17 protein-coding genes and 1 tRNA gene are annotated in these 19,165 nt (G+C 70.8%); 10 read left to right on the plus strand and 8 right to left on the minus strand.

Translation table 11 applies throughout. The features are described from left to right. Window positions 1-27: 27 nt before the first annotated feature. The 4 genes from V5F49_RS02315 to V5F49_RS02330 all read right to left on the minus strand — a co-directional run bounded on the left by V5F49_RS02315 (window position 28) and on the right by V5F49_RS02330 (window position 3,775). Window positions 28-1,020: an NrtA/SsuA/CpmA family ABC transporter substrate-binding protein gene (locus V5F49_RS02315; RefSeq protein WP_394114786.1), complete on the minus strand. Its 993-nt coding sequence runs from the start codon at window positions 1,018-1,020 to the stop codon at window positions 28-30. 24 nt (window positions 1,021-1,044) lie between these two features. Beyond that, window positions 1,045-1,755: an ABC transporter ATP-binding protein gene (locus tag V5F49_RS02320; protein WP_394114785.1), complete on the minus strand. Its 711-nt coding sequence runs from the start codon at window positions 1,753-1,755 to the stop codon at window positions 1,045-1,047. Beyond that, window positions 1,752-2,615: an ABC transporter permease subunit gene (locus tag V5F49_RS02325; protein ID WP_394114784.1), complete on the minus strand. Its 864-nt coding sequence runs from the start codon at window positions 2,613-2,615 to the stop codon at window positions 1,752-1,754. The genes V5F49_RS02320 and V5F49_RS02325 overlap by 4 nt, the downstream gene beginning before the upstream one ends. Before the next feature lie 74 nt (window positions 2,616-2,689). Continuing rightward, the gene (locus V5F49_RS02330; RefSeq protein WP_394114783.1) at window positions 2,690-3,775 is read right to left on the minus strand and encodes an LLM class flavin-dependent oxidoreductase; all 1,086 of its coding nucleotides are present in this window, start codon (window positions 3,773-3,775) and stop codon (window positions 2,690-2,692) included. 244 nt (window positions 3,776-4,019) lie between these two features. On the opposite strand from V5F49_RS02330, the gene ssuD reads away from it, so the two are divergent. From ssuD to V5F49_RS02355, 5 genes are all read left to right on the plus strand, one after another. Next, a complete protein-coding gene (gene ssuD / locus V5F49_RS02335; protein WP_394114782.1) occupies window positions 4,020-5,192 on the plus strand; it encodes an FMNH2-dependent alkanesulfonate monooxygenase in 1,173 nt (390 codons plus the stop codon). A 23-nt stretch (window positions 5,193-5,215) separates the two neighbouring features. Then, window positions 5,216-6,244 carry an ABC transporter substrate-binding protein gene (locus V5F49_RS02340; RefSeq protein WP_394114781.1) on the plus strand — a complete coding sequence of 343 codons (1,029 nt, stop codon included), beginning with the start codon at window positions 5,216-5,218 and terminating at the stop codon, window positions 6,242-6,244. A 7-nt stretch (window positions 6,245-6,251) separates the two neighbouring features. After that, window positions 6,252-7,070, plus strand: a complete 819-nt coding sequence (locus V5F49_RS02345; RefSeq protein WP_394114780.1) for an ABC transporter ATP-binding protein — start codon at window positions 6,252-6,254, stop codon at window positions 7,068-7,070. Further along, a complete protein-coding gene (locus tag V5F49_RS02350; RefSeq protein ID WP_394114779.1) occupies window positions 7,063-7,962 on the plus strand; it encodes an ABC transporter permease in 900 nt (299 codons plus the stop codon). The genes V5F49_RS02345 and V5F49_RS02350 overlap by 8 nt, the downstream gene beginning before the upstream one ends. 165 nt (window positions 7,963-8,127) lie before the next feature. Then, the gene (locus V5F49_RS02355) at window positions 8,128-9,141 is read left to right on the plus strand and encodes a polysaccharide deacetylase family protein (protein WP_394114778.1); all 1,014 of its coding nucleotides are present in this window, start codon (window positions 8,128-8,130) and stop codon (window positions 9,139-9,141) included. Window positions 9,142-9,222: 81 nt separating this feature from the next. On the opposite strand, the gene otnC is transcribed toward V5F49_RS02355, so the two are convergent. Further along, a complete protein-coding gene (otnC, locus tag V5F49_RS02360; protein WP_394114777.1) occupies window positions 9,223-9,909 on the minus strand; it encodes a 3-oxo-tetronate 4-phosphate decarboxylase in 687 nt (228 codons plus the stop codon). Window positions 9,910-10,115: 206 nt separating this feature from the next. Here otnC and ltnD point away from each other — a divergent pair, with 206 nt between their 5' ends. The 4 genes from ltnD to V5F49_RS02380 all read left to right on the plus strand — a co-directional run bounded on the left by ltnD (window position 10,116) and on the right by V5F49_RS02380 (window position 15,010). Further along, on the plus strand, window positions 10,116-11,045 hold the full coding sequence (ltnD, locus tag V5F49_RS02365) for an L-threonate dehydrogenase (RefSeq protein ID WP_394114776.1): 930 nt from the start codon (window positions 10,116-10,118) through the stop codon (window positions 11,043-11,045). A gap of 584 nt (window positions 11,046-11,629) precedes the next feature. After that, window positions 11,630-11,947, plus strand: coding sequence for a hypothetical protein (locus V5F49_RS02370; RefSeq protein ID WP_509210735.1), 318 nt, complete (start codon window positions 11,630-11,632; stop codon window positions 11,945-11,947). A 195-nt stretch (window positions 11,948-12,142) separates the two neighbouring features. Then, on the plus strand, window positions 12,143-14,032 hold the full coding sequence (gene glsA, locus V5F49_RS02375; protein ID WP_394114774.1) for a glutaminase A: 1,890 nt from the start codon (window positions 12,143-12,145) through the stop codon (window positions 14,030-14,032). Between the two features lie 180 nt (window positions 14,033-14,212). Continuing rightward, a complete protein-coding gene (locus V5F49_RS02380) occupies window positions 14,213-15,010 on the plus strand; it encodes a DUF2189 domain-containing protein (RefSeq protein WP_394114773.1) in 798 nt (265 codons plus the stop codon). Window positions 15,011-15,397: 387 nt separating this feature from the next. Here V5F49_RS02380 and V5F49_RS02385 read toward each other — a convergent pair whose 3' ends face one another. Both V5F49_RS02385 and V5F49_RS02390 read right to left on the minus strand, forming a co-directional pair. After that, window positions 15,398-16,738 (minus strand): NUDIX domain-containing protein, encoded by a 1,341-nt coding sequence (locus V5F49_RS02385; protein ID WP_394114772.1) that lies wholly within the window; start codon window positions 16,736-16,738, stop codon window positions 15,398-15,400. A gap of 151 nt (window positions 16,739-16,889) precedes the next feature. After that, window positions 16,890-17,579, minus strand: a complete 690-nt coding sequence (locus V5F49_RS02390) for an SIMPL domain-containing protein (RefSeq protein ID WP_394114771.1) — start codon at window positions 17,577-17,579, stop codon at window positions 16,890-16,892. Between the two features lie 262 nt (window positions 17,580-17,841). Here V5F49_RS02390 and V5F49_RS02395 point away from each other — a divergent pair. Beyond that, window positions 17,842-17,917: transfer RNA gene (locus V5F49_RS02395), tRNA-Ile, on the plus strand. A gap of 215 nt (window positions 17,918-18,132) precedes the next feature. Here the strand turns inward: V5F49_RS02395 and V5F49_RS02400 are convergent. Beyond that, on the minus strand, window positions 18,133-19,056 hold the full coding sequence (locus V5F49_RS02400; RefSeq protein WP_394114770.1) for a LysR family transcriptional regulator: 924 nt from the start codon (window positions 19,054-19,056) through the stop codon (window positions 18,133-18,135). Window positions 19,057-19,165 lie beyond the last annotated feature (109 nt).

The following is a 19,165-nucleotide window of genomic DNA, read 5'->3' on the forward strand; positions in this document are numbered from 1 at the left end:
GACGCTGGAACGGGGGGCAAACAGAATTCAGAGCTGGGCGAGATGGTCGGAGACGATGATGGGCTCGGGCAGGATGCGGCGCGCCACCAGCCAGTCGGCGGCCTTCTGCAGGTTGGCCACGAACGCCTTGTCCGACACCGGAATGAGCTGGTAGGTGCGCCGGCGCTCGATGAACTGGTCGCGGATCACGTCGCTGTAGCCGGCGCGCTTCTGCACGATGGTCTCGGCCTCGACCACGTTGCCGTTCACCCACTTCGCCTCGGCCTCGTAGGCGGCGGCAACGGCGCGGACGATGGCGGAGTTCTCGGTCGAGAACTTGCGGCTCGTCACATAGGAGCTGTAGTCGATGTAGAAATCGAGGTCGCGCCCCTCCACGAAGACATCATGCGCCTTGTATTCGAGCCGCGCGATATCAACGCCCGGGCTCCACATGGACCATGCGTCCACCTTGCCGGAGGCGAGCGCGGGCGCGGCATCCGGCGGGTTGAGGTAGACGAACTTCACCTTGGAGCGGTCGACGCCGTGCTTCTCCAGCGCAGCCACCAGCAGGAACTCGCCGAGGCCGGAGCGGTTGACCGCCACCGACTTGCCCACCAGATCCGGCACGCTCTGGATGCCCGAGCCCTCGCGGGCGATGATGGCCGTGGTGCGCGGCTCGTAGAGCACGAACTGGCTGAACACCAGCGGCGAGCCGGCGATGATGGCCGCCAGCGCTGGCGTGGTGGAGCCGCCGAAGCCGAAGTCGGCGGTGCCGCCGGTCACCGCCTGCAGGGTCGGCGCGTGGTTCGGGAACGGGCCCAGCCATTCCACCTTGATGCCCTTCTCGGCCAGCGCCTTCTCGAACGTGCCGCGCTCCTTGGCGATCAGCGTCAGCCCGTGGAAGCCCCAGGTCAGGCGCACGGTGTCGGTGTTGCGGGTGTCGGGCGCGGCCGCGGCGCCGCCGGGCAGAAGGCCGGCCGCGACACCCGCCCCGGCGAGGGCGAGGAGATGGCGGCGCGAGGGGTGCAGCAGGGAGGACATGGGCAGATCTCGGTGAGGGAGGGATCAGGCGGCGCCGAGGTCGTTCTCGACCCCGAGCTCGGCGAGGAGGGTGGCGCGGGTGGCGGCCGGGCTCCCGGGCGCGGGACGCCGGTGCTCGGCGGCGATGGCGCCGCCCCGCATGACGAGCACGCGGTCGGCGAGCGCGATGGCCTCGTCCACGTCGTGGGTCACCAGCAGCACGCCCGGCCGGTGGCGCGCCACCAGCGCCTTCACCAGCAGGTGCATGCGGATGCGGGTGAGCGCGTCGAGCGCGGCGAACGGCTCGTCCAGCAGCAGCAGCTCGGGCTCCTGCACCAGCGCGCGGGCGAGGGCCACGCGCTGCGCCTGCCCGCCGGAGAGGTTGCGGGGCCAGTCGTCCAGCCGCCCGCCGAGGCCCACCTCGGCCAGCGCCGCGGCGGCGCGTTCGCGTGCATCCTCCGCCGGCAGGCCGAGGGCCACGTTGCGCCACAGGCTGTCCCACGGGAGCAGGCGATGTTCCTGAAACACCACCGCCGGCCGGCGCGGCGCCTCGATGCGGCCGCCGTCGATGGGATCGAGCCCGGCGAGCGCGCGCAGGAGCGTGGTCTTGCCGCAGCCGCTCTCGCCGAGGAGGGCGACGAACTGGCCACGCTGGATCACGAGGTCGAGCCGGTCGATGACGACCCGCGCGCCATAGGCCCGGCGCAGTCCGCTGACGCGGACGGCGGGGGCGGCATCGGCGAACAGCGCGCTCATCGCTGCGCTCCGCCGAAATTGGGATGCCATGCCAGCATCCGCCGCTCCAGCAGGCGGGCGACGGAATCCGCCACCACCCCGATCAGCGCGTAGATGACGATGGTGAGCACCACCACGTCGGTGCGCAGGAACTCCCGCGCATCCATGGCGAGGAAGCCGATGCCGGACTGGGCGCCGATGGTCTCCGCCACCACCAGCGCCAGCCACGCGGTGGCCAGCGAATAGCGCACGCCGGTGAGGATGGAGGGCAGCGCCCCCGGCAGGACGATGCGCCGGATGGTCTGCCAGGTGGAGAGCCCCTGCACGCGGCCGAGCTCCAGCAGCTTCGGGTCCACCTGCCGGATGCCCAGCGTCGTGTTGATGTAGATGGGGAAGGCGACGCCCAGCGCCACCAGGAAGATCTTCTGCCCCTCGCCCACCCCGAACCACACGATGACCATGGGCAGGAGCGCGAGGAAGGGAATGGCCCGCACCATCTGCACGCTGCGGTCCACCAGCGCCTCGGCGAGGCGCGAGAAGCCGACCAGGATGCCCAGCACGAAGGCGATGCTGCCGCCGATGGCAAATCCGATCGCCGCCCGGAGCAGGCTGGTGCCGAGATCGGCCAGCAGGCTACCCGTGGTGGCGAGCTTCCAGGCGGTGCGCAGCACCTTGCTGGGCGCCGGCAGCACCTGCGGGGAGAGATGGCCGGCCTGCGCCAGCGCCTCCCACACCACCACCAGCAGCAGCGGCGCCGCCCATGACAGCGCGAGCAGCGTCCGACGCCCGAGCGGGGCGCGGCGTGGGCGCGCCGGTGCCGGCTGGGGCCCGGCGGCGAGGGCCGACAGGGCAAGGGCTGCAGTGGGATCGGCGTGGGTCACGGGCACCTCGGGACGGGACGCTTTCGGGGCGAATTCTGTGTGGAACAGGACTGGCGGGGCGGGCGGGCAGGCGCTCACACCGCCTGCGACTGGCGCTGCACGAGACGCGGCGGCGCCGCCCGACCGAGGCGCGGGAACACCTCGGCGGCAAAGCGCGCGAGCTCGGAGCGCAGCGGCTGGAACTGCAGCATGAACAGCTCGATGCCGGCGGCGTGGAAGGCGCGGATGCGCTCGGCCACCTGATCGTAGCTGCCCACGAGCCCCGCTGCCGTGCCGCCATTCGTGCCGACGCGCGGCGACTTGGCGAAGGTCTTCACCATGACCACGTTGGGATCGGTGCGGCCTGCCTGCGCGGCCCGGGCGGGCGCATCGCGGGCGGCCAGGGCGAGCAGGTGGCGGTGATACTCCTCCGCCTCGCGCTCGGTCTCGCGGGCAATGACGAAGGCGGCAAGGCCGAAGGAGAGCGGCACCGCCGCGCGCGGCCGGGCGCCGAGGTCGGCGATCATGGCCTTCACGTCATCGAGGGGCTGGCCGTTGATGAAGTAGACATCCGCCCGCTCGGCCGCGAGCGCGCGCGCCGGCTCGGATTCCCCGCCGAGATAGATGCGCGGGCGGGCCCGGTGGAGGTCGCGGGGGGTGAGGAGATAGTCGTCGAGCCGGAAGTGCTCGCCGAGATGGGTCACCGCCTCGCCGCGCAGCAGGCGTTCCACCACGCCGACCCATTCGCGGCCGTAGGCGTAGCGTTCGTCATGCTCGCCGAAGGGGATGCCGGCCTTCTCGAACTCGGCGCGGTTCCAGGCGTTGACGAGATTGAAGGAGAAGCGCCCGCGCGAGATGTTCTCGATCTGCAGCGCCATCTTCGCCAGCACCACCGGGTGGTAGAGATAGGGCTTGATGGCGGCGATGATCTCGATGCGGCTGGTGAGCGCGGCGAGGGCTGCGGAGCCGGTCCACGCCTCCAGCTGGTCGTGATCCGGCAGGTGGGGGTTCACGGTGTGCTGGGCGACGAGGGTCGCGTCATATCCCAGCGCCTCGGCCTCCAGCACGGTGTCGCGGTTGTGCTCCCACGACGCATCGAACGGCTCGGCCGGGTCCTGGAGCGCGGCACGCGGCCCGTGGACGGGGGCCCACACGCCGATGCGGAGGGGAGTTGCGGACATGGCGGACTAATCTCCATTTTTTCGATAGACAAAATTTTATTTCAACGGCTGTCAATCCCGCGAGGTCCGCACGAATGCGCTCGCGCCGCGCAGGCGCGGTTGACATGGTCGGACAACACTTTGTGTAGACACGTGTTTTTCCAGCCGTGACGCCCCGGCTTGCGACAGCGGATTATTTTTCTACATTCTCAATTGACAATATCAACTATTCTCCGCAATCCTGCCGGGAAAAGCAGGAGCCGCCATGTCCGCCGCCGTCCCGACCCCGTCCGCGCCCGACCTCTTCTGGTTCATCCCGACCCATGGGGACGGTGCCTATCTCGGCTCGGAGACCCGGCAGCGGCCGCCGGAGTTCGCCTATTTCCGCGAGGTCGCGCAGGCGGTGGACCGGCTCGGCTTCAAGGGCGTGCTGCTGCCCACCGGGCAGAGCTGCGAGGACAGCTGGATCACCGCATCGGGCCTCGCCACCGCCACCGAGCGGCTGAAATTCCTGGTGGCGCTCCGGCCGGGCGTGACCTCGCCCGCCTTCGCCGCCCGGCAGGCCGCCGCGCTCGACCGGCTCAGCGACGGACGGCTGCTGCTGAACGTGGTGGTGGGCGGGCATCCCGCCGAGCTTGCCGCCGACGGCATCTTCCTCGACCACGACGCGCGCTACGCGCAGGCCGACGAATTCCTCTCCATCTGGCGCGATCTGGTGGCCGGGCGGACGGTGGATTTCTCCGGCAAATACTATCAGGTGCAGCACGGCCGGCTCGATTTCCCGGTGGTGCAGCAGCCCCATCCCCCGCTGTGGTTCGGCGGCTCCTCCGAGGCCGGGCACGAGGTGGCGGCGGAGCATGTCACCACCTACCTCTCCTGGGGCGAGCCGCCCCACCTGCTCAAGGACAAGCTGGCCGACGTGCAGGCTCGCGCCGCAAGGCGCGGGCGCAAGCTGAAGTTCGGCCTGCGCATCCACTTCATCGTCCGCGAGACCGAGGCCGAGGCCTGGGCGGCGGCGGACAAGCTCATCTCCCGCATCTCCGACGAGCAGATCGAGAACGCGCAGAAGCGCTTCAAGGACGAGATGGACTCGGTGGGCCAGGCGCGCATGGCGGCGCTCCAGCCCGGCGACCGCAACCGGCTGGAGATCGCCCCCAACCTGTGGGCCGGCATCGGCCTGGTGCGGCGCGGCGCCGGCACCGCGCTGGTGGGCGACGCGAAGAGCGTGGCCGCGCGCATCCGCGAATATCAGGAGATCGGCATCGAGACCTTCATCGGCTCGGGCTACCCGCACCTCGAGGAGGCCTACCGCGTCGCCGAGCTTTTGTTCCCCGAGCTCGGCATCGATGGCCGCCGCCGCAAGGTTTCCGACAACATCGTCAATGAGTTCGCCGTGGGCTCCCACAGCGCGGAGCGGCGTCTCGCCGCCGCGTCCTGAGCCCGGGCCACAGGAGAACAACCATGATCCGCCGTTCCCTCGCCCGCCGCTCCCTGCTCGGCCTCGCGGCCGCCGGCATCGCCCTCGGCGCCACCCTCGGCGCGCTGCCCGCCCGTGCGGAGGGGCTGCTGCGCATCTCTCAGCAGTTCGGCACGCTCTACACGCCGTTCCACGTGATGAAGGACCAGGGCCTCATCGAGAAGCACGGCAAGGCGCTCGGCATCGACATCAAGGTGGAATGGACCCGCCTGTCCGGCGGCGCCGCCATCAATGACGCGCTGCTCGCCGGCACCATCGACATCGCCTCCGCCGGCATCGGCCCGTTCCTCATCCTGTGGGACAAGACCCGCGGCACCGCCAACGAGGTCAAGATCGTCGGGGCGTTCGGGGCGCAGCCGAACTTCCTGCTCACCAACAATCCGAACGTGAAGACCATCGCCGACTTCACCGAGAAGGACCGCGTCGCCACCCCGGCCGCCGGCGTGTCGGTGCAGGCGCGCATCCTGCAGATGGCGGCGGAGCAGGCGTTCGGGCCGGGCAATGCCAGGAAGCTCGACAACCTGATGGTGACGCTGCCCCACCCCGACGCCACCGCCGCCCTCATCGCCGGCGGCACCGAGATCACCGCCCACCTGTCCAACCCGCCGTTCCAGAACCAGGCGCTCAAGGACCCCAAGGTGCACAAGGTGCTGTCGTCCTATGACGTGCTCGGCGGCCCCGCGACCCCCACCGTCGCCTATGCCACGGTCAAGTTCCGCGCCGAGAACCCGAAGACCTACAAGGCCTTCGTGGATGCCTTCAACGAGGCCACCAAATGGGTGGAGGCCAACAAGAAGGAGGCGGCCGCGATCTATGTGAAGGTCGAGCAGTCCAGGCTCGATCCGGCCTTCATCGCCGAGGTGCTGTCGGATCCCGAGGTGCAGTACACCACCGTGCCCCTCGGCACGCTGAAGTTCGCGGATTTCCTCAACCGCATCGGCGCCATCAAGGCCAAGCCGACGAGCTGGAAGGAATTCACCTTCGAGGATCTGCACGCGGCCTCGGGAAGCTGAGGACGCCATGACCGCCGCCCCCGTGCAGTCCCTGCCCCCGCCGCCCCCCGCGCCCGCCCGTCCGGTGCTGGCGGCGCGCGGCCTCACCCTCGAGTATGCGAGCCCCGCCGGGCGCTTGCGCGCGGTGGAGGACGTGAGCTTCTCCGTCGCCGAGGGCGAGCGACTGGTGCTGCTGGGACCCTCGGGCTGCGGCAAGTCCTCCATCCTCAAGGCGCTGGCCGGCTTCATCAGGCCGACCGCGGGCACGGTGGAGGTGCGCGGCGCGCCGGTGGCCGGGCCGGGGCCGGACCGGGTGGTGGTGTTCCAGGAATTCGACCAGCTCCTGCCGTGGAAGAGCGTGCGCGACAATGTGGCGTTTCCCCTGCGCGTCGCCCGCCGCATGCCGGCCCGGGAGGCGCGCGAGCGGGCCGAGGCTGCGCTGGTGAAGGTGGGCCTTGCCCGCGCCCTCGATGCCTATCCCCACACCCTGTCCGGCGGCATGAAGCAGCGCGCGGCCATCGCCCGGGCGCTCGCGGCCGAGCCGCAGGTGCTGCTGATGGACGAGCCGTTCGCCGCGCTCGATGCCCTCACCCGCCGCACCCTGCAGGAAGACCTGCTGGCGCTGGCGGAGGAGCAGCGCTTCACGCTGGTGTTCGTCACCCACGCCATCGACGAGGCGGTGCTGGTCGGCACCCGGCTGCATCTTCTGGCCGCCCATCCCGGGCGCACCATCGCCACCTTCGAGACCGCCGGCCTCGGCCTTGCGGATCGCGGCACCTCTGCGTTCGAGGCCGTTGTGCGCGATGTGGATGCCCTTCTCTTTGCCGGCGGAGGCCGACATGTCTGACGTGACTGTCTCCGGCATCACGGCCTCGCCCGCGCCTGCGGCGGGCATCCCGGCGCCGGCGCCCGCGTCCGCCACCGCTGTCCCGCCCGCCCCCGGTGCCCGCCTCGCGGCGGTGGCCGGACGGGTGTGGCAGGTCACGCTGGTGCGCCGCGCCGTGGTGCTGGCGGGCATGGCGGTGATCTGGCAGGTCGCGGCGACGCTGCAGAACAATCCGCTGCTGTTCCCCACCTTCACCGCCACCGCCTCGGCGCTGGTGGAGGCGCTGACCCACGAGGACCTGCTGCCCGCTGCCATCGCCTCCCTCACCGTGCTGGTGAAGGGTTATGCGCTGGCCGTGGCGCTGGGGCTCGCCTTCGTGTCGGTGGCCATCGCGGTGCCGTTCGTGCGCGAGGTGCTGCTGACCCTCACCGCCATGTTCAATCCGCTGCCGGCCATCGCGCTCCTGCCGCTGGCCATGCTGTGGCTCGGCCTCGGCGAGGCGAGCCTGCTGCTGGTGATGGTCCACGCCGTGCTGTGGCCGTTCGCCCTCGCCGCCCTCACCGGCTTCGAGCAGGTGCCGGAGACGCAGCGGCTGGTCGGCCGGAACTACGGCCTGAAGGGCCCGGCCTATGTGGCGCTGATCCTCGTGCCCGCCGCCCTGCCATCGCTGCTGTCCGGCCTGCGCATCGCCTGGGCGTTCGCGTGGCGCACCCTGATCGCGGCGGAGCTGGTGTTCGGCGTCTCCTCCCGCTCGGGCGGGCTCGGCTGGTTCGTCTACCGCAGCCGCAACGAGCTGCTCACCGACCGCGTGTTCGCCGGCCTCGTGACGGTGATCCTGATCGGCCTCGCGGTGGAAGCCCTGTTCCGCGCGGTGGAGCAGCGCACGGTGCGGCGGTGGGGCCTGCAGCGCTGATGCCGGCGGCGTGGAGGTAGTATCCACCACCGATCCGGCCGGCGGGGATCAATTGACGTTGCGGAATTCATCAATTTAGGCGCCGCAACGGCTGCGCTTCACGATTTATCCACAAAAACGCGTGAGGTTGAACGGGAACAGAATTCATTCCGGGATGCCGACGCCGTGAAGCCACTTCTCATCGTCTCTGGTTTTGTGGTCGCGAGCGCTGTGGGCGTGGGGGCCATCATCGGTCCCATGCTGAAGGCGCCGAAGGACGACGGCCCGGCCACCACCCAGTCCATCGGCCAGCCGGCCCAGCAGTCGGGGCAGGCCCAGGGCAAGCAGGTTGCGGCCGCCGTCGCAGCCCCCGCCGCGGCGCCCGCTCCCGCCCCGGCGCCGGCCCCCGCCGCCACCCCGCGCAAGGGCTACACGTACAAGTCGTTCAACCTGGAGGGCAATTACATCGCCCTGACGTTCGACGACGGCCCGAGCCCCGAGACCACCCCGCAGCTGCTGCAGATCCTGCGCGAGCGCAACGTCAAGGCTACCTTCTTCGTGCTCGGCAACATGGTGGCCAAGCACCCCGAGGTGCTGAAGATGATCGCCGACGAGGGCCACGAGATCGGCAGCCACTCCTGGAGCCATCCGCAGCTGACCCGCATCAGCCAGGCCGGCGTGGACAAGGAGCTGGGCAACACCTCCGAGGCCATCTTCCAGGTCACCGGCAAGAAGCCCATCTACCTGCGCCCGCCCTACGGCTCCATGAAGCCGACGCTGCGCACCTACATCGAGGACAAGTACGGCCTGACCATCGTCAACTGGGCGGTGGACCCGAACGACTGGAAGAACCGCAACACCCAGGCCGTCTACGACGCCATCATGGCGCAGGTGAAGCCGGGTGCCATCGTGCTCTCCCACGACATCTACCCGACCACCGTCGCCGCCATGCCGCGCGTGATCGATGATCTCATCGCCAAGGGCTACAAGTTCGGCACGATTTCCGACCTCGTCGCCATGGACAAGGCGCCCAAGGTGACGGTCGCCGCGCTGCCCGCCAACGGCGCCAAGCCGCAGGGCGCGCAGCAGAAGAACGCGCAGAAACCCAAGCCGAAGGATGGCGCCACCGCGTCCGCCCCCAAGCCGGCGGCGCCCAAGCCGCAGCAGCCGGCCCAGCAGCGCGCCGCCGGCGTCTACTGAACCCCTCTCCTCGCTGAAGACCGCGCGGCGCTCCGGACCTCCGGGGCGCCGCAGGCGTTTGGGCCGGGCGCCGCAGTCGTTTCAGCGCGGCCCGTGGGGATGGTGGTGATCGTGCGCGTCCGGCGCCGGCAGGGTGAGGCCGAACACCCGCACCAGGTCGTCCACCTGCTGCGGCGAGAGATAGCGCGGGTTGAGGCCGCGCAGCAGCAGGTAGAGCTTCGCCGTCTCCTCCAGCTCCTCGGTGGCGAACACCGCCGCCTCCAGCGTGTCGCCCGCCACCACCGGCCCGTGGTTGGCGAGCAGCACCGAGGAATAGCGCCCCGCCAGACCCTTGATGGCATCGGCGACCGCCGGATCGCCGGGACGGTAATAAGGGAGCAGCGCCGTCTGGCCGGCCCGCATCAGGCAATAGGGCGTCATGGGCGGCAGGGCGGCGCGGGGATCGATCTCCGGCAGCATGGTGAGCGCCACCGCATGGGTGGAGTGCAGGTGCACGATGGCCCGCGCCGAGCCGCGCGTGTCATAGAGCGCGCCGTGGAGCGGGATCTCCTTGGTGGGCGCATCGCCCGAGACGAGGCGCCCGGCCCCGTCCAGCCGCGAGATGCGCGCGGGATCGAGGAAGCCGAGGGAGGCGTTGGTGGGCGTCACCAGCCAGCCGCCGTCGTCGAGCAGCACGCTGATGTTGCCGGAGGAGCCCGGCGTCAGCCCGCGCTCGAACAGGGAGCGGCCGAACCGGCAGATCTCCTCGCGCAGCCTGCTCTCGTCCATGGCCCCCTCCCCTCCCCCGTTTCGTGCGCCCGCGCCGGCGGGGGTGCCAGCAAACCGGACCGCGCCCCCGCGCGCAACAGCTCCCGCACTGCGTTCGGCGGCGTGCCATCCGCCTCACCTTAAACGATTTGATCCGCGCCCGCGCAAACTTTACAACGGAGCCGGCGCCGGGCGGCAGGCCCGCGCGTCGCACGCCTCCGGAAGGGATGAGCGCAATGACCACACAACAGGAAACGCACGCCGCCCCCCGCCGTGCCGGCGTGGTGGGGCTCGGCTCCATGGGATTCGGAATGGCCCAGTCGCTGCTGCGCGCCGGGCTGGACGTCGCCGGCTGCGACGTGGGCGCCGAGGCGGTTGCGCGCTTCACCGCCGCCGGTGGCCGCGGCGCCGCCAATCCCGCCGAGGCCGCAGCCGGCGCCGACATGGTGGTGAGTGTGGTGGTGAACGCCGCGCAGACCGAGGCCATCCTGTTCGGCCCCGGCGGCGTGGCGCAGACCCTGCCGGAAGGCGCGGTGTTCATCTCCAGCGCCACCATGGACCCGGAGGCGGCGCGCAGCCTCGCCTCGCGTCTGGAGGCCACCGGCCGGCACTATCTGGATGCCCCCATCAGCGGCGGCGCGCAGCGGGCGGCCGAAGGCGCGCTGACCATCCTCGCCTCGGGAACGCCGGCCGCCTTCGCCAAGGCAAGGCCCGCCCTCGATGCCATGGCGGCCAAGGTCTATGCTCTGGGCGACGCGGCCGGGGCCGGCGCGGCGTTCAAGATGATCAACCAGCTGCTGGCCGGCGTGCACATCGCCGCCGCGTCCGAGGCCATGGCGTTCGCCGCCCGGCAGGGGCTGGACCTGAAGAAGGTCTACGAGGTCATCACCGCCTCGGCCGGCAACAGCTGGATGTTCGAGAACCGCATGCCCCACGTGCTGGAGGGCGACTACACGCCCCGCAGCGCGGTGGACATCTTCGTGAAGGACCTCGGCATCATCCAGGACATGGCCCGGACCGCGCGCTTCCCGGTACCGGTCGCCGCCGCAGCGCTGCAGATGTTCCTCGCCGCCTCCGGCGCCGGCATGGGCCGCGACGACGATGCCTCCGTGGCCCGGCTCTACGCCCAGATCAGCGGCACCACCCTGCCGGGGTGAGGGGCCCGGGGCCGGGGCAAGGCCCGGGACGCAGATGCCCGGCTCCGGGCAGTGTGGCCATGCGCGGATCTTCGCCCCCATGACGGCGCCCGCGCCAATGCCGGCCACCAACCGCCTCCCCGCTGCGGCTTTCCGGTCGGCGTATCCCGGAGGCGGGTGGCGGCCCGCCGCGGCGCTTCGGACCGACGCCTCCGAAGACGGCACGCGTGGCCGCGCCAGCCGATCCCCTGCGCGGCCGATGCGCGCCTCCGCCGGGCCGGCGTGCTGCCGGCCGCGGGAGGCGCGCTCTTGGTGCCCGACGACGGTGCCCGCCCCTCCCCGCAGGTCGGCGGAGCCGGCTCTCCGGGATGCGATGGGCCACGCGCGACAGTTCGGGCGATGGTGCCCCGGGTGGCGCCGCGAGATCGGCAGCCACGCTCCCTGCGCGTCGCGGCAGGCGACCGGGCCGGCACGGGAAAGGTCGGTTCCGCCGGCCTCCTTGGAACGCCCTCCCCGGCCGGGCGCTGCCCGCGGCAAGAGCCGGTTCCCGGAAGCTGGGGTGTGGCCCCTCTGGCGGATCGGCGATTGAGGATGTAGGGGGGTCGATGGCTGACGAATCCGGCCTCGCCGCGCAGCGCAGACAGGACCGCCTTATGCCCCGCCCCGCCCGCATGCTCCTCTCCGTCGCTGCGATCGGCCTCGCCGTCGCGTCTCCGGCGGGCGCGCAGGCGCCGATGCAGCCGGTGAGCCCCTCCGAGGGGCGGGCCCTGCGCGCCGCCTGCGCCGTGGATGCGCCGAAGCTGTGTCCCGACCAGTCGGACGATGCCGCCCTGCTCCAGTGCCTGAAGGACCAGCGCGAGGAGGTGCTAGCCCCCTGCAAGGCCGCCATCGCCGCCTTCGTCGCCCGGCTGCGCCGCAACTGAGCCTCGGTCGGCGGGGGGCAGGCGCCCCGTCCGCCCTGCTGCGCATGCCGGCAACGGGCGCGGTCGTCTGCCCCGCGGGTTCCGCCGGCGCTTGTCGTCTGACCGCCGGGGCCTGTCCTCAGCGCCCCTCCGTCCCCCGCTGCATCGCAAAGAACCGCCCCGGACCAAAGGACGCGCGCTTCGGCGTTGCAATAAATGCGGCAGGCGCCTTCACTTGGCGGTGCGATCCAGGAGCCCGCTGCCGTGCCGATTCTGCCCCCGTCCTCTTCCGCGCCCCTCGAAACGCCCCTGCTGCGCGCCATCCGCGACGCCCACGCGCGGTTCGTGTCGCTGGACGAGGGCGAGGTCGCCTCCTACATCCCGGAGCTGGGCAAGGCCGATCCCGACCAGTTCGGCATCGCCGTCGCCACCACCGATGGCTACGTCTACGAGACCGGCGACACGGCGGTTCCCTTCACCATCCAGTCCATCTCCAAGGCCATCGTCTTCGCTCTCGCCCTCGACATGCTCGGCCCGGAGCGGGTGGAGGCGACGATCGGCGTGGAGCCAAGCGGCGAGGCGTTCAACTCCATCCGCCTGAAGGCCGACAACCGGCCGTTCAATGCCATGGTGAACGCCGGCGCCATCGCCTGCTGCGGCCTCATCGCCGATGCGGCGGGGGACGAGGCGTTCGAGCTTATCCGCTCCACCCTGGGGCGGTTCGCCGGGCGCACGCTGGGGGTGGACGAGGCGGTGTTCGAATCCGAGCGCCAGACCGGCGACCGCAATCGCGCCATCGCCTATCTCCTGCGCACCTACGGCGGCGTGCGCGGCGAGGTGGACCATGTGCTCGACACCTACTTCCGGCAGTGCTCCGTGCTGGTGAACGCCCGCGATCTCGCGGTGATGGGCGCCACCTTCGCCAACCACGGCGTGAACCCCGTCACCGGCGAGCAGGTGGCCTCCAACTATGCGGTCGCCCGCACGCTGGCGGTGATGATCTCCTCCGGCATGTACGACTTCGCCGGAGAGTGGATCTACCGCGTGGGCGTGCCGGCCAAGAGCGGTGTCGGCGGCGGCATCCTTGCCGCTTTGCCCTCCCAGCTCGGGCTCGGCGTGTTCTCGCCCCGGCTCGACGCCCACGGCAACAGCGTGCGCGGCATCCGCACCTGCGCGGCGCTGTCGGAGGCGTTCGACCTGCACCTGCTCTCGCGCCGGGACGACGTGCGCACCAGCGTGGCGGCGGACTACGACTTCCGCACCGTGCCGCCCAAGCCCGGCCGCCAGCCCCATGCCCAGGCGATCCTGCAGGCCCGCTCCGGCGCCATCCGCGTGCTGGAGCTGGCGGGCAAGCTCTCGCTCGCCACCATGGACTACGTGACCCGCCGCCTCACCGACCCCGCGAGCGTCCCCGAATTCCTCATCCTCAACCTGCACCGGGTCTCCACCATCACCGATGCGGGCCTGCGGCTGCTCACCGGCATGCTGAAGGGCCAGCTGCCGCCCTCCACCACCGCCGTCATCGCCGGCGTGGACGTGGCCGCCCCGCTCGGCGCGCAGCTGCGCGCGCTCAGGGACGAAGGCGTGCGGGTGCGCATCTTCCCGAGCTACGACGCGGCGGTGGAATGGGCGGAGGACCAGATCGTCTATCGCCACGGCGGCTTCGCCCAGGTGGGGGTGGAGGCCGACCTGAGCCGGCAGGCGCTGCTCGCCGGCCTCTCGCCGGAGGAGATCGCCGACCTCGCCCGCCTCGGCACGCGGGTGAGCTTCCCGGTTGGCACGCGCATCCTCGCGGCCAGCGACGCTTCCTCCCACGTCTATTTCCTGCTGCGCGGCATGGCGAGCGCCCATTCGGTGGCGGACGCCCGCCTCGCCACGTTCGCGCCGGGCATGGTGTTCGGCGAGCTGGCGCTGATCGACGAGCCCCGCACCGCGGACATCTTCGCCGACACGGAGGTGGTGTGCCTGGAGCTGACGCGCGACCAGTTCCACGCCTTCGCCGGGCTGCATCCGGCCGGGGCGGACCGCATCATCCGCAACCTTGCCGTGCTGCTCGCGGGGCGCATCCGCATGGCGACGGCCCGCATCGACATGCTCACCAACTGACGTTGCGGCCGGCGGCGGACGGGCGGCTGGATTGCCGCGCCCGGTTCTGCGACATGTTGTCCTAGGGCAAGACGTCCTGAGGCAGGACGTCGCATAAAACCCTTTACACCCCCCCGGCACGCCCGCACTCTCTGACCAAAAGCAGAAGGCGGCCCTCAGGGCCCCTCAGGGAGTGAGACCATGGCCAATGTTATCGATCAGCCGGCGCCAGCCGTGTCGAGAGCGCCCGTCGTCCGGGCCATCACGTTCGCGGATGTGAAGGCGTCGCTGCTCGCCGGCGTGCAGGATTTCAACCGCGCGCCGGCCATCGGCGCCTTCTTCGGCGCCATCTATGCCTTCGGCGGCATCCTCATCCTGTCCTGCGTGTTCGCGCTCGACATCGGCTATCTGGCCTATCCGCTGTTCGCCGGCTCGGTGCTCATCGGCCCGTTCGTGGCGGCCGGCCTCTATGACGTGAGCCGGGAGATCGAGGGAGGCCGCACGCCCACCTTCAGCCATGTGATGTCCACCGTCTTCGCGCAGCGCCAGCGTGAGCTGGGGTGGATGGCGTTCGTCACCATCTTCGCCTTCATCATCTGGATGTACCAGGTGCGGCTGCTGCTCGCCCTTTTCCTCGGCTTCGCCTCCTTCGGCACGCTGAAGGAGTTCATCCAGGTGGTGCTGCATACCCCGGACGGGCTGAGCTTCCTCGCGGTGGGCCACGTGGTGGGCGCCGCGCTCGCGCTCGGGCTGTTCTCCATCACGGTGGTGTCGTTCCCGCTGCTGATGGACCGCGACGTGGACGTGGTCACCGCCATGATCACCAGCGTGCAGGCGGTGCTGATGAGCCCCGGGCCGATGATCGCCTTCGGCGTGACGGTGGTGGCGCTGCTCGTCGTCGGCGCGCTGCCCTGCCTGCTGGGGCTGGTCGTGGTGCTGCCGGTGCTGGGGCACGCCACCTGGCACCTGTACCGCCGCGCGGTGCAGCCGGCGGACTGAACTCCCAACCGGGGTGCGCAGGAACGGCGCATCCCGCAGCTTCACCCAACGGGCGGCCCTGCCTTCCACGGCGGGCCGCCCGCTTCGTTTAAGGGGCCGGCCCGCCGGCGCGACGCCGGTGAAATCTCCACGGAGACAAGCCGCGCACGCGCGTCCGTTGCCGGCGCGAGCCGGCAGAAGTCCGAGGCTGAGGGCGCCTACGATGAGGTTGCGGCCGGATGAGGCTGCGGCCGGATGCGGCGCCACGGCATGAGATCGCCAGCACGGGCCGCGCTGCGGATGGAGCGGATTCCCGGCTCGGATCGGCTCGTCAGCCACGTGTCTTCGCAGCGCTTCCTGCGCGCGTCGCTGTCCACCGCGCCTTGGTGATGGGCGCGGCGCGCGCCGTCACGACCGACGCTTGGGCTTTTCCAGCTGCGATACCGTGGGCCCGGCCTCGGTCGGCTCGTCCTCATCCGGCTTCGTCCCGGCGGCTTTTGCCTTCGCGAGCTTGGCCTTGACCGGTTTGACCTTGGCGGATTTGAGCTTGTTCGACTTGGCCTTGGCCGGCTTGGCCTTGGCGGCCTTGCCGCTATCCGGCCCCGCCTTCCCGATCCCGGCCTGATCGAGCTTGGCCGCGACCGGCACGGGGCCGGCCGCTTCTCCTCCCGGCTCGCGTCCGGCAAGCTTCGCCTCGTCGGCCTTCGCCTTTTCCGGCTTGGCCTTTTCCGGCTTGGCCTTGGCCGCCGGCGCCTTGCCGACCTTGGCCTTGGCGCCGGCAGGATCGGCAGCGGCTGATTCGGCCGCCGGGCGCGCCTCCTCGCCCACGTCCCGTCCGGCAGACGACCGGTCCCGTGCCTCCGTCAGGTCCGGGACGGCCGCCGCCTTGTCGTTCTTTCCGTTGCCCGCCTTGGCTTTGGCGCGCTTCGGCCGGGCACCATCCGCATCCTGCGTCCCAGCGGCCTGCCGCTCGCCGGCGTCCGACGCGACCGGCGCGGCAATGGTCCGGGCGGCCTTGCCACCCGACATCTTCTTGGGATGGCCGGCCTTTTCGGCGGGTGCGGTGGTGTCCGGCGCCGGCGCGGCGGAGGCGGAACCGCCGCCCGGCGGCACGATCTCGCCGGCCGTCCCGGCAGCGCCGGTCCGGTCCGCGTTCTTGCCCTTGGCGGCCTTCGCCTTCTTCGGCGCGGCGGCGTCCAGATCCGCCGGCGAACGGCCCGGCTTGCCGTCCTTGCCGCGGGCGCCCGCCTCTTCCGACTTCTCGCTCTGCTTGGCCGCCCACTGGCGGGCCATGACACCGCCGAAGGCCCGGATGAGCTCGGACAGGTCCTCCTCCTGAACGGCGGCGGCGGCGCTGTCGATGGAGAACCAGAACCCGTAACGCTGGAACCGCTCCGGCCATTTCTGCAGCGAGCGCTTCACCTTGAGCGGAAACACCAGCACGTCGCACAGCACGGAACGCGTGCCGAGCCGCTTCTCGTAGGTGTAGAGGCCCAGCGGCTCGCGCGAGATCACGCCCACGAGCCCAGCCTCCTCATAGGCCTCCCGCGCCGCCGTCTTTGGCGGGGTGAGGCCCTTGATGGGCCAGCCCTTGGGGATCACCCAGCGGCGCGTCTCGCGGGAGGTGATGAGGCGGATCTGCACCTCGCCGTCGCGGCGCACGCGATAGGGCAGAGCGGCGTACTGGACGCGCCGTCCCGTCGATGCGCCGGCCACCGGCGGCATCTGCCAACCCCAGCGAGAGGACATGAGCTTACCCGCGACAGGCCCCTTGGACGGGGAGGTGAGTTGCTTCGCCTCCGTGCATACGCCGGAAACCGCAGCGTCGCACCCGATTCGGTCAATATTCCTGCTGCACTGCGGCGTCGCGCCGGGCAGGGCCGCGGCGCGACGCGCGGGCTCAGCGCGGCTCGGCCTCGTAGACCACCACCATGCGGGCGCGCATCTCCACCTCGCCCGCCTCCACCGGCACGCTCATGCGGGCGGCCTCGGCCTTCATCATCATGGGCGCGGGCATCACCGGCACGCCGGCCGGCCCCTCGGGCTGGATGGATGTGATGCGCGTGAGCCGCAGGCCGGCCGCCTCGGCGAGCACGCGCGCCTGCTCCATGGCATCCTTGACGGCGGCCACCCGCGCCTCGCGCTCGATCTTCTCCGGCTCGGCGAGGGAGAAGGAGAGGCCCGACGCCTGGTTCGCGCCCGACTGCACCGCCTTGTCCAGGAGCGGGCCGAGCCTGGCGAGGTCGCGCACCGTCACGCGCACGCCGTTGCGCACCTCGAAGCCGGCGAGCTTCGGCGGCTCTCGCGAGCCCTGCTGCGGGTAGACGTACTGGGGCTGGATGGAAAAGTTGGAGGTGGCGATGTCGTTGGCCGGGATGCCCTGCGCCTTGAGCGCGGCGATCACCTCGGTCACCGCCTTGGAATTGGCGGCAAGGGCGTCGTCCGCGGTCTTGGCGGTGGAGACGGTGCCGGTGGTGAGGACCGCCATGTCCGGCGGCGCGGTCATCCGCGCCTCGCCCACCACGGTGAGCGTGGCGGCCGCGGCCGGCCCGCCGCTCAGCAGCGCAAGGGCCACCGCCGACGCGAACATGCGGCGCCGCGCGCGCGGAGCTGACGCCGGGGCGGACGGAAGATGAGGCATGATCGGGAACCCTTCGCTGTTTCAGGACCTTGTCCGCGCCGCAGACGACCCTGCGAAGGCGGCGCCATTGCGGCGGACACGGGCAGCCCGGCGGGCATCCACGCCTTTTGCACGCTCTCGCGGCGCGCCGTGCCGCCGATGCGGTTGTTCGCCGGCGGTGGGATTGCTACAGCAGCTTTCCAAGGCCGACCCGTTTCCGCGGCGCCGTGCCGGGCCTGTAGCTCAATGGTTAGAGCTGACCGCTCATAACGGTCTGGTTGGGGGTTCGAGTCCCTCCGGGCCCACCAATAAAATCAGATAGCTACAAGGATTTTGCGGTCTCCTTCATGGTCGCATCGAAGCCGTCACTCCCCGAGCGCGCGGAGAAGGCAGGAGCGCGAGGTCATCACGTGTCCCGCCGGCGCCGATCGGAATTGCGCGCGGTCGCCTTGCTGTCCCACCGCATCCTTCCCCCGCTTCGTGGTGAAGCTGTCGTCAGCGACGATATCGAACCCCAAGCCCGCTAGGCCGCGTCGAAGCTCAACACGGCCGCACTCGTTATGCGCTCGCGCAGCCGGGGAACGACGAAGTCGACAAACGCACGAAGCTTCAGCGGCAGCCGGTTCTGCTTGTCGTAGACGAGATGCACAGGCCGCGGCGGGGGTGCAAAGGCATCGAGCACGATGACGAGCTTGCCGTTCCGGACGTGATCGAACACCTGGTAGGAAACCGCTCGGACGAGGCCCGCGCCGGATAGAGCGGCTTCAATCGCCGCATCGATGGTGTTGACGCTGAGCCGCGAGCGAAACGAGGCGGCGACGTCGACGCCATCGGCCTGAAAATCCCAGGTGCTCAGCGCGGACACGCTCTGGAACGAGATCACGCGGTGCCGCGCAAGGTCATCGAGCGTCGCGGGGATCCCGTTCGAGGCCAGGTAATCGGGGCTTGCGCACACCACATGCCGCACCGTTCCGAGCCGGGAGGCAATCAGGCTGCTGTCCGGCAGGGCGCCGATGCGGAGCGCGACATCGACCTGATCATCCAGGAAATGCGTGACCCGATCCGTGAAGACAAGACCGACCGCCACTTCGGGATAGGCATCCAGGAAGCGCGTCACCACCGGCAGAACGTGGAGCCGGCCGAACATGATCGGCGCGGTCACAACAAGTTCGCCCTTCGGCTCGGTGTACTCCCCCGCGGCGGCACGCTCCGCCTCGGTCAACTGCTCCAGAATGGCTTTCGCGGCCGTGACGTATGACCGCCCCGTCGGCGTCAGCTCCAGGCCCTTCGCCGACCGCACCAGCAGCGTCGCCTTCAGGTGATTTTCCAGCTCGGAGACCCTGCGGCTGACCGTCGCCAGCGGCAGCCCGAGCTTCCGGCTCGCCTTCGACAAGCTCCCGCTCTCCACCGCCGAGAGCAGCACCGACATGGCTTCCAGGCGATCCATGGCCTTCCAGGGAATGGGAGGGTCTTTCCCAATTTTAGCGTCTTCCGCCCGATTTTGGAAAGCCCCACAAATGCAGTCATCAAGGCGGCGCCGGCGCGGCGCCCGAGCC

The sequence above is a fragment of the Xanthobacter lutulentifluminis genome (genome assembly GCF_043194675.2).
Classification (GTDB): Bacteria; Pseudomonadota; Alphaproteobacteria; order Rhizobiales; family Xanthobacteraceae; genus Xanthobacter.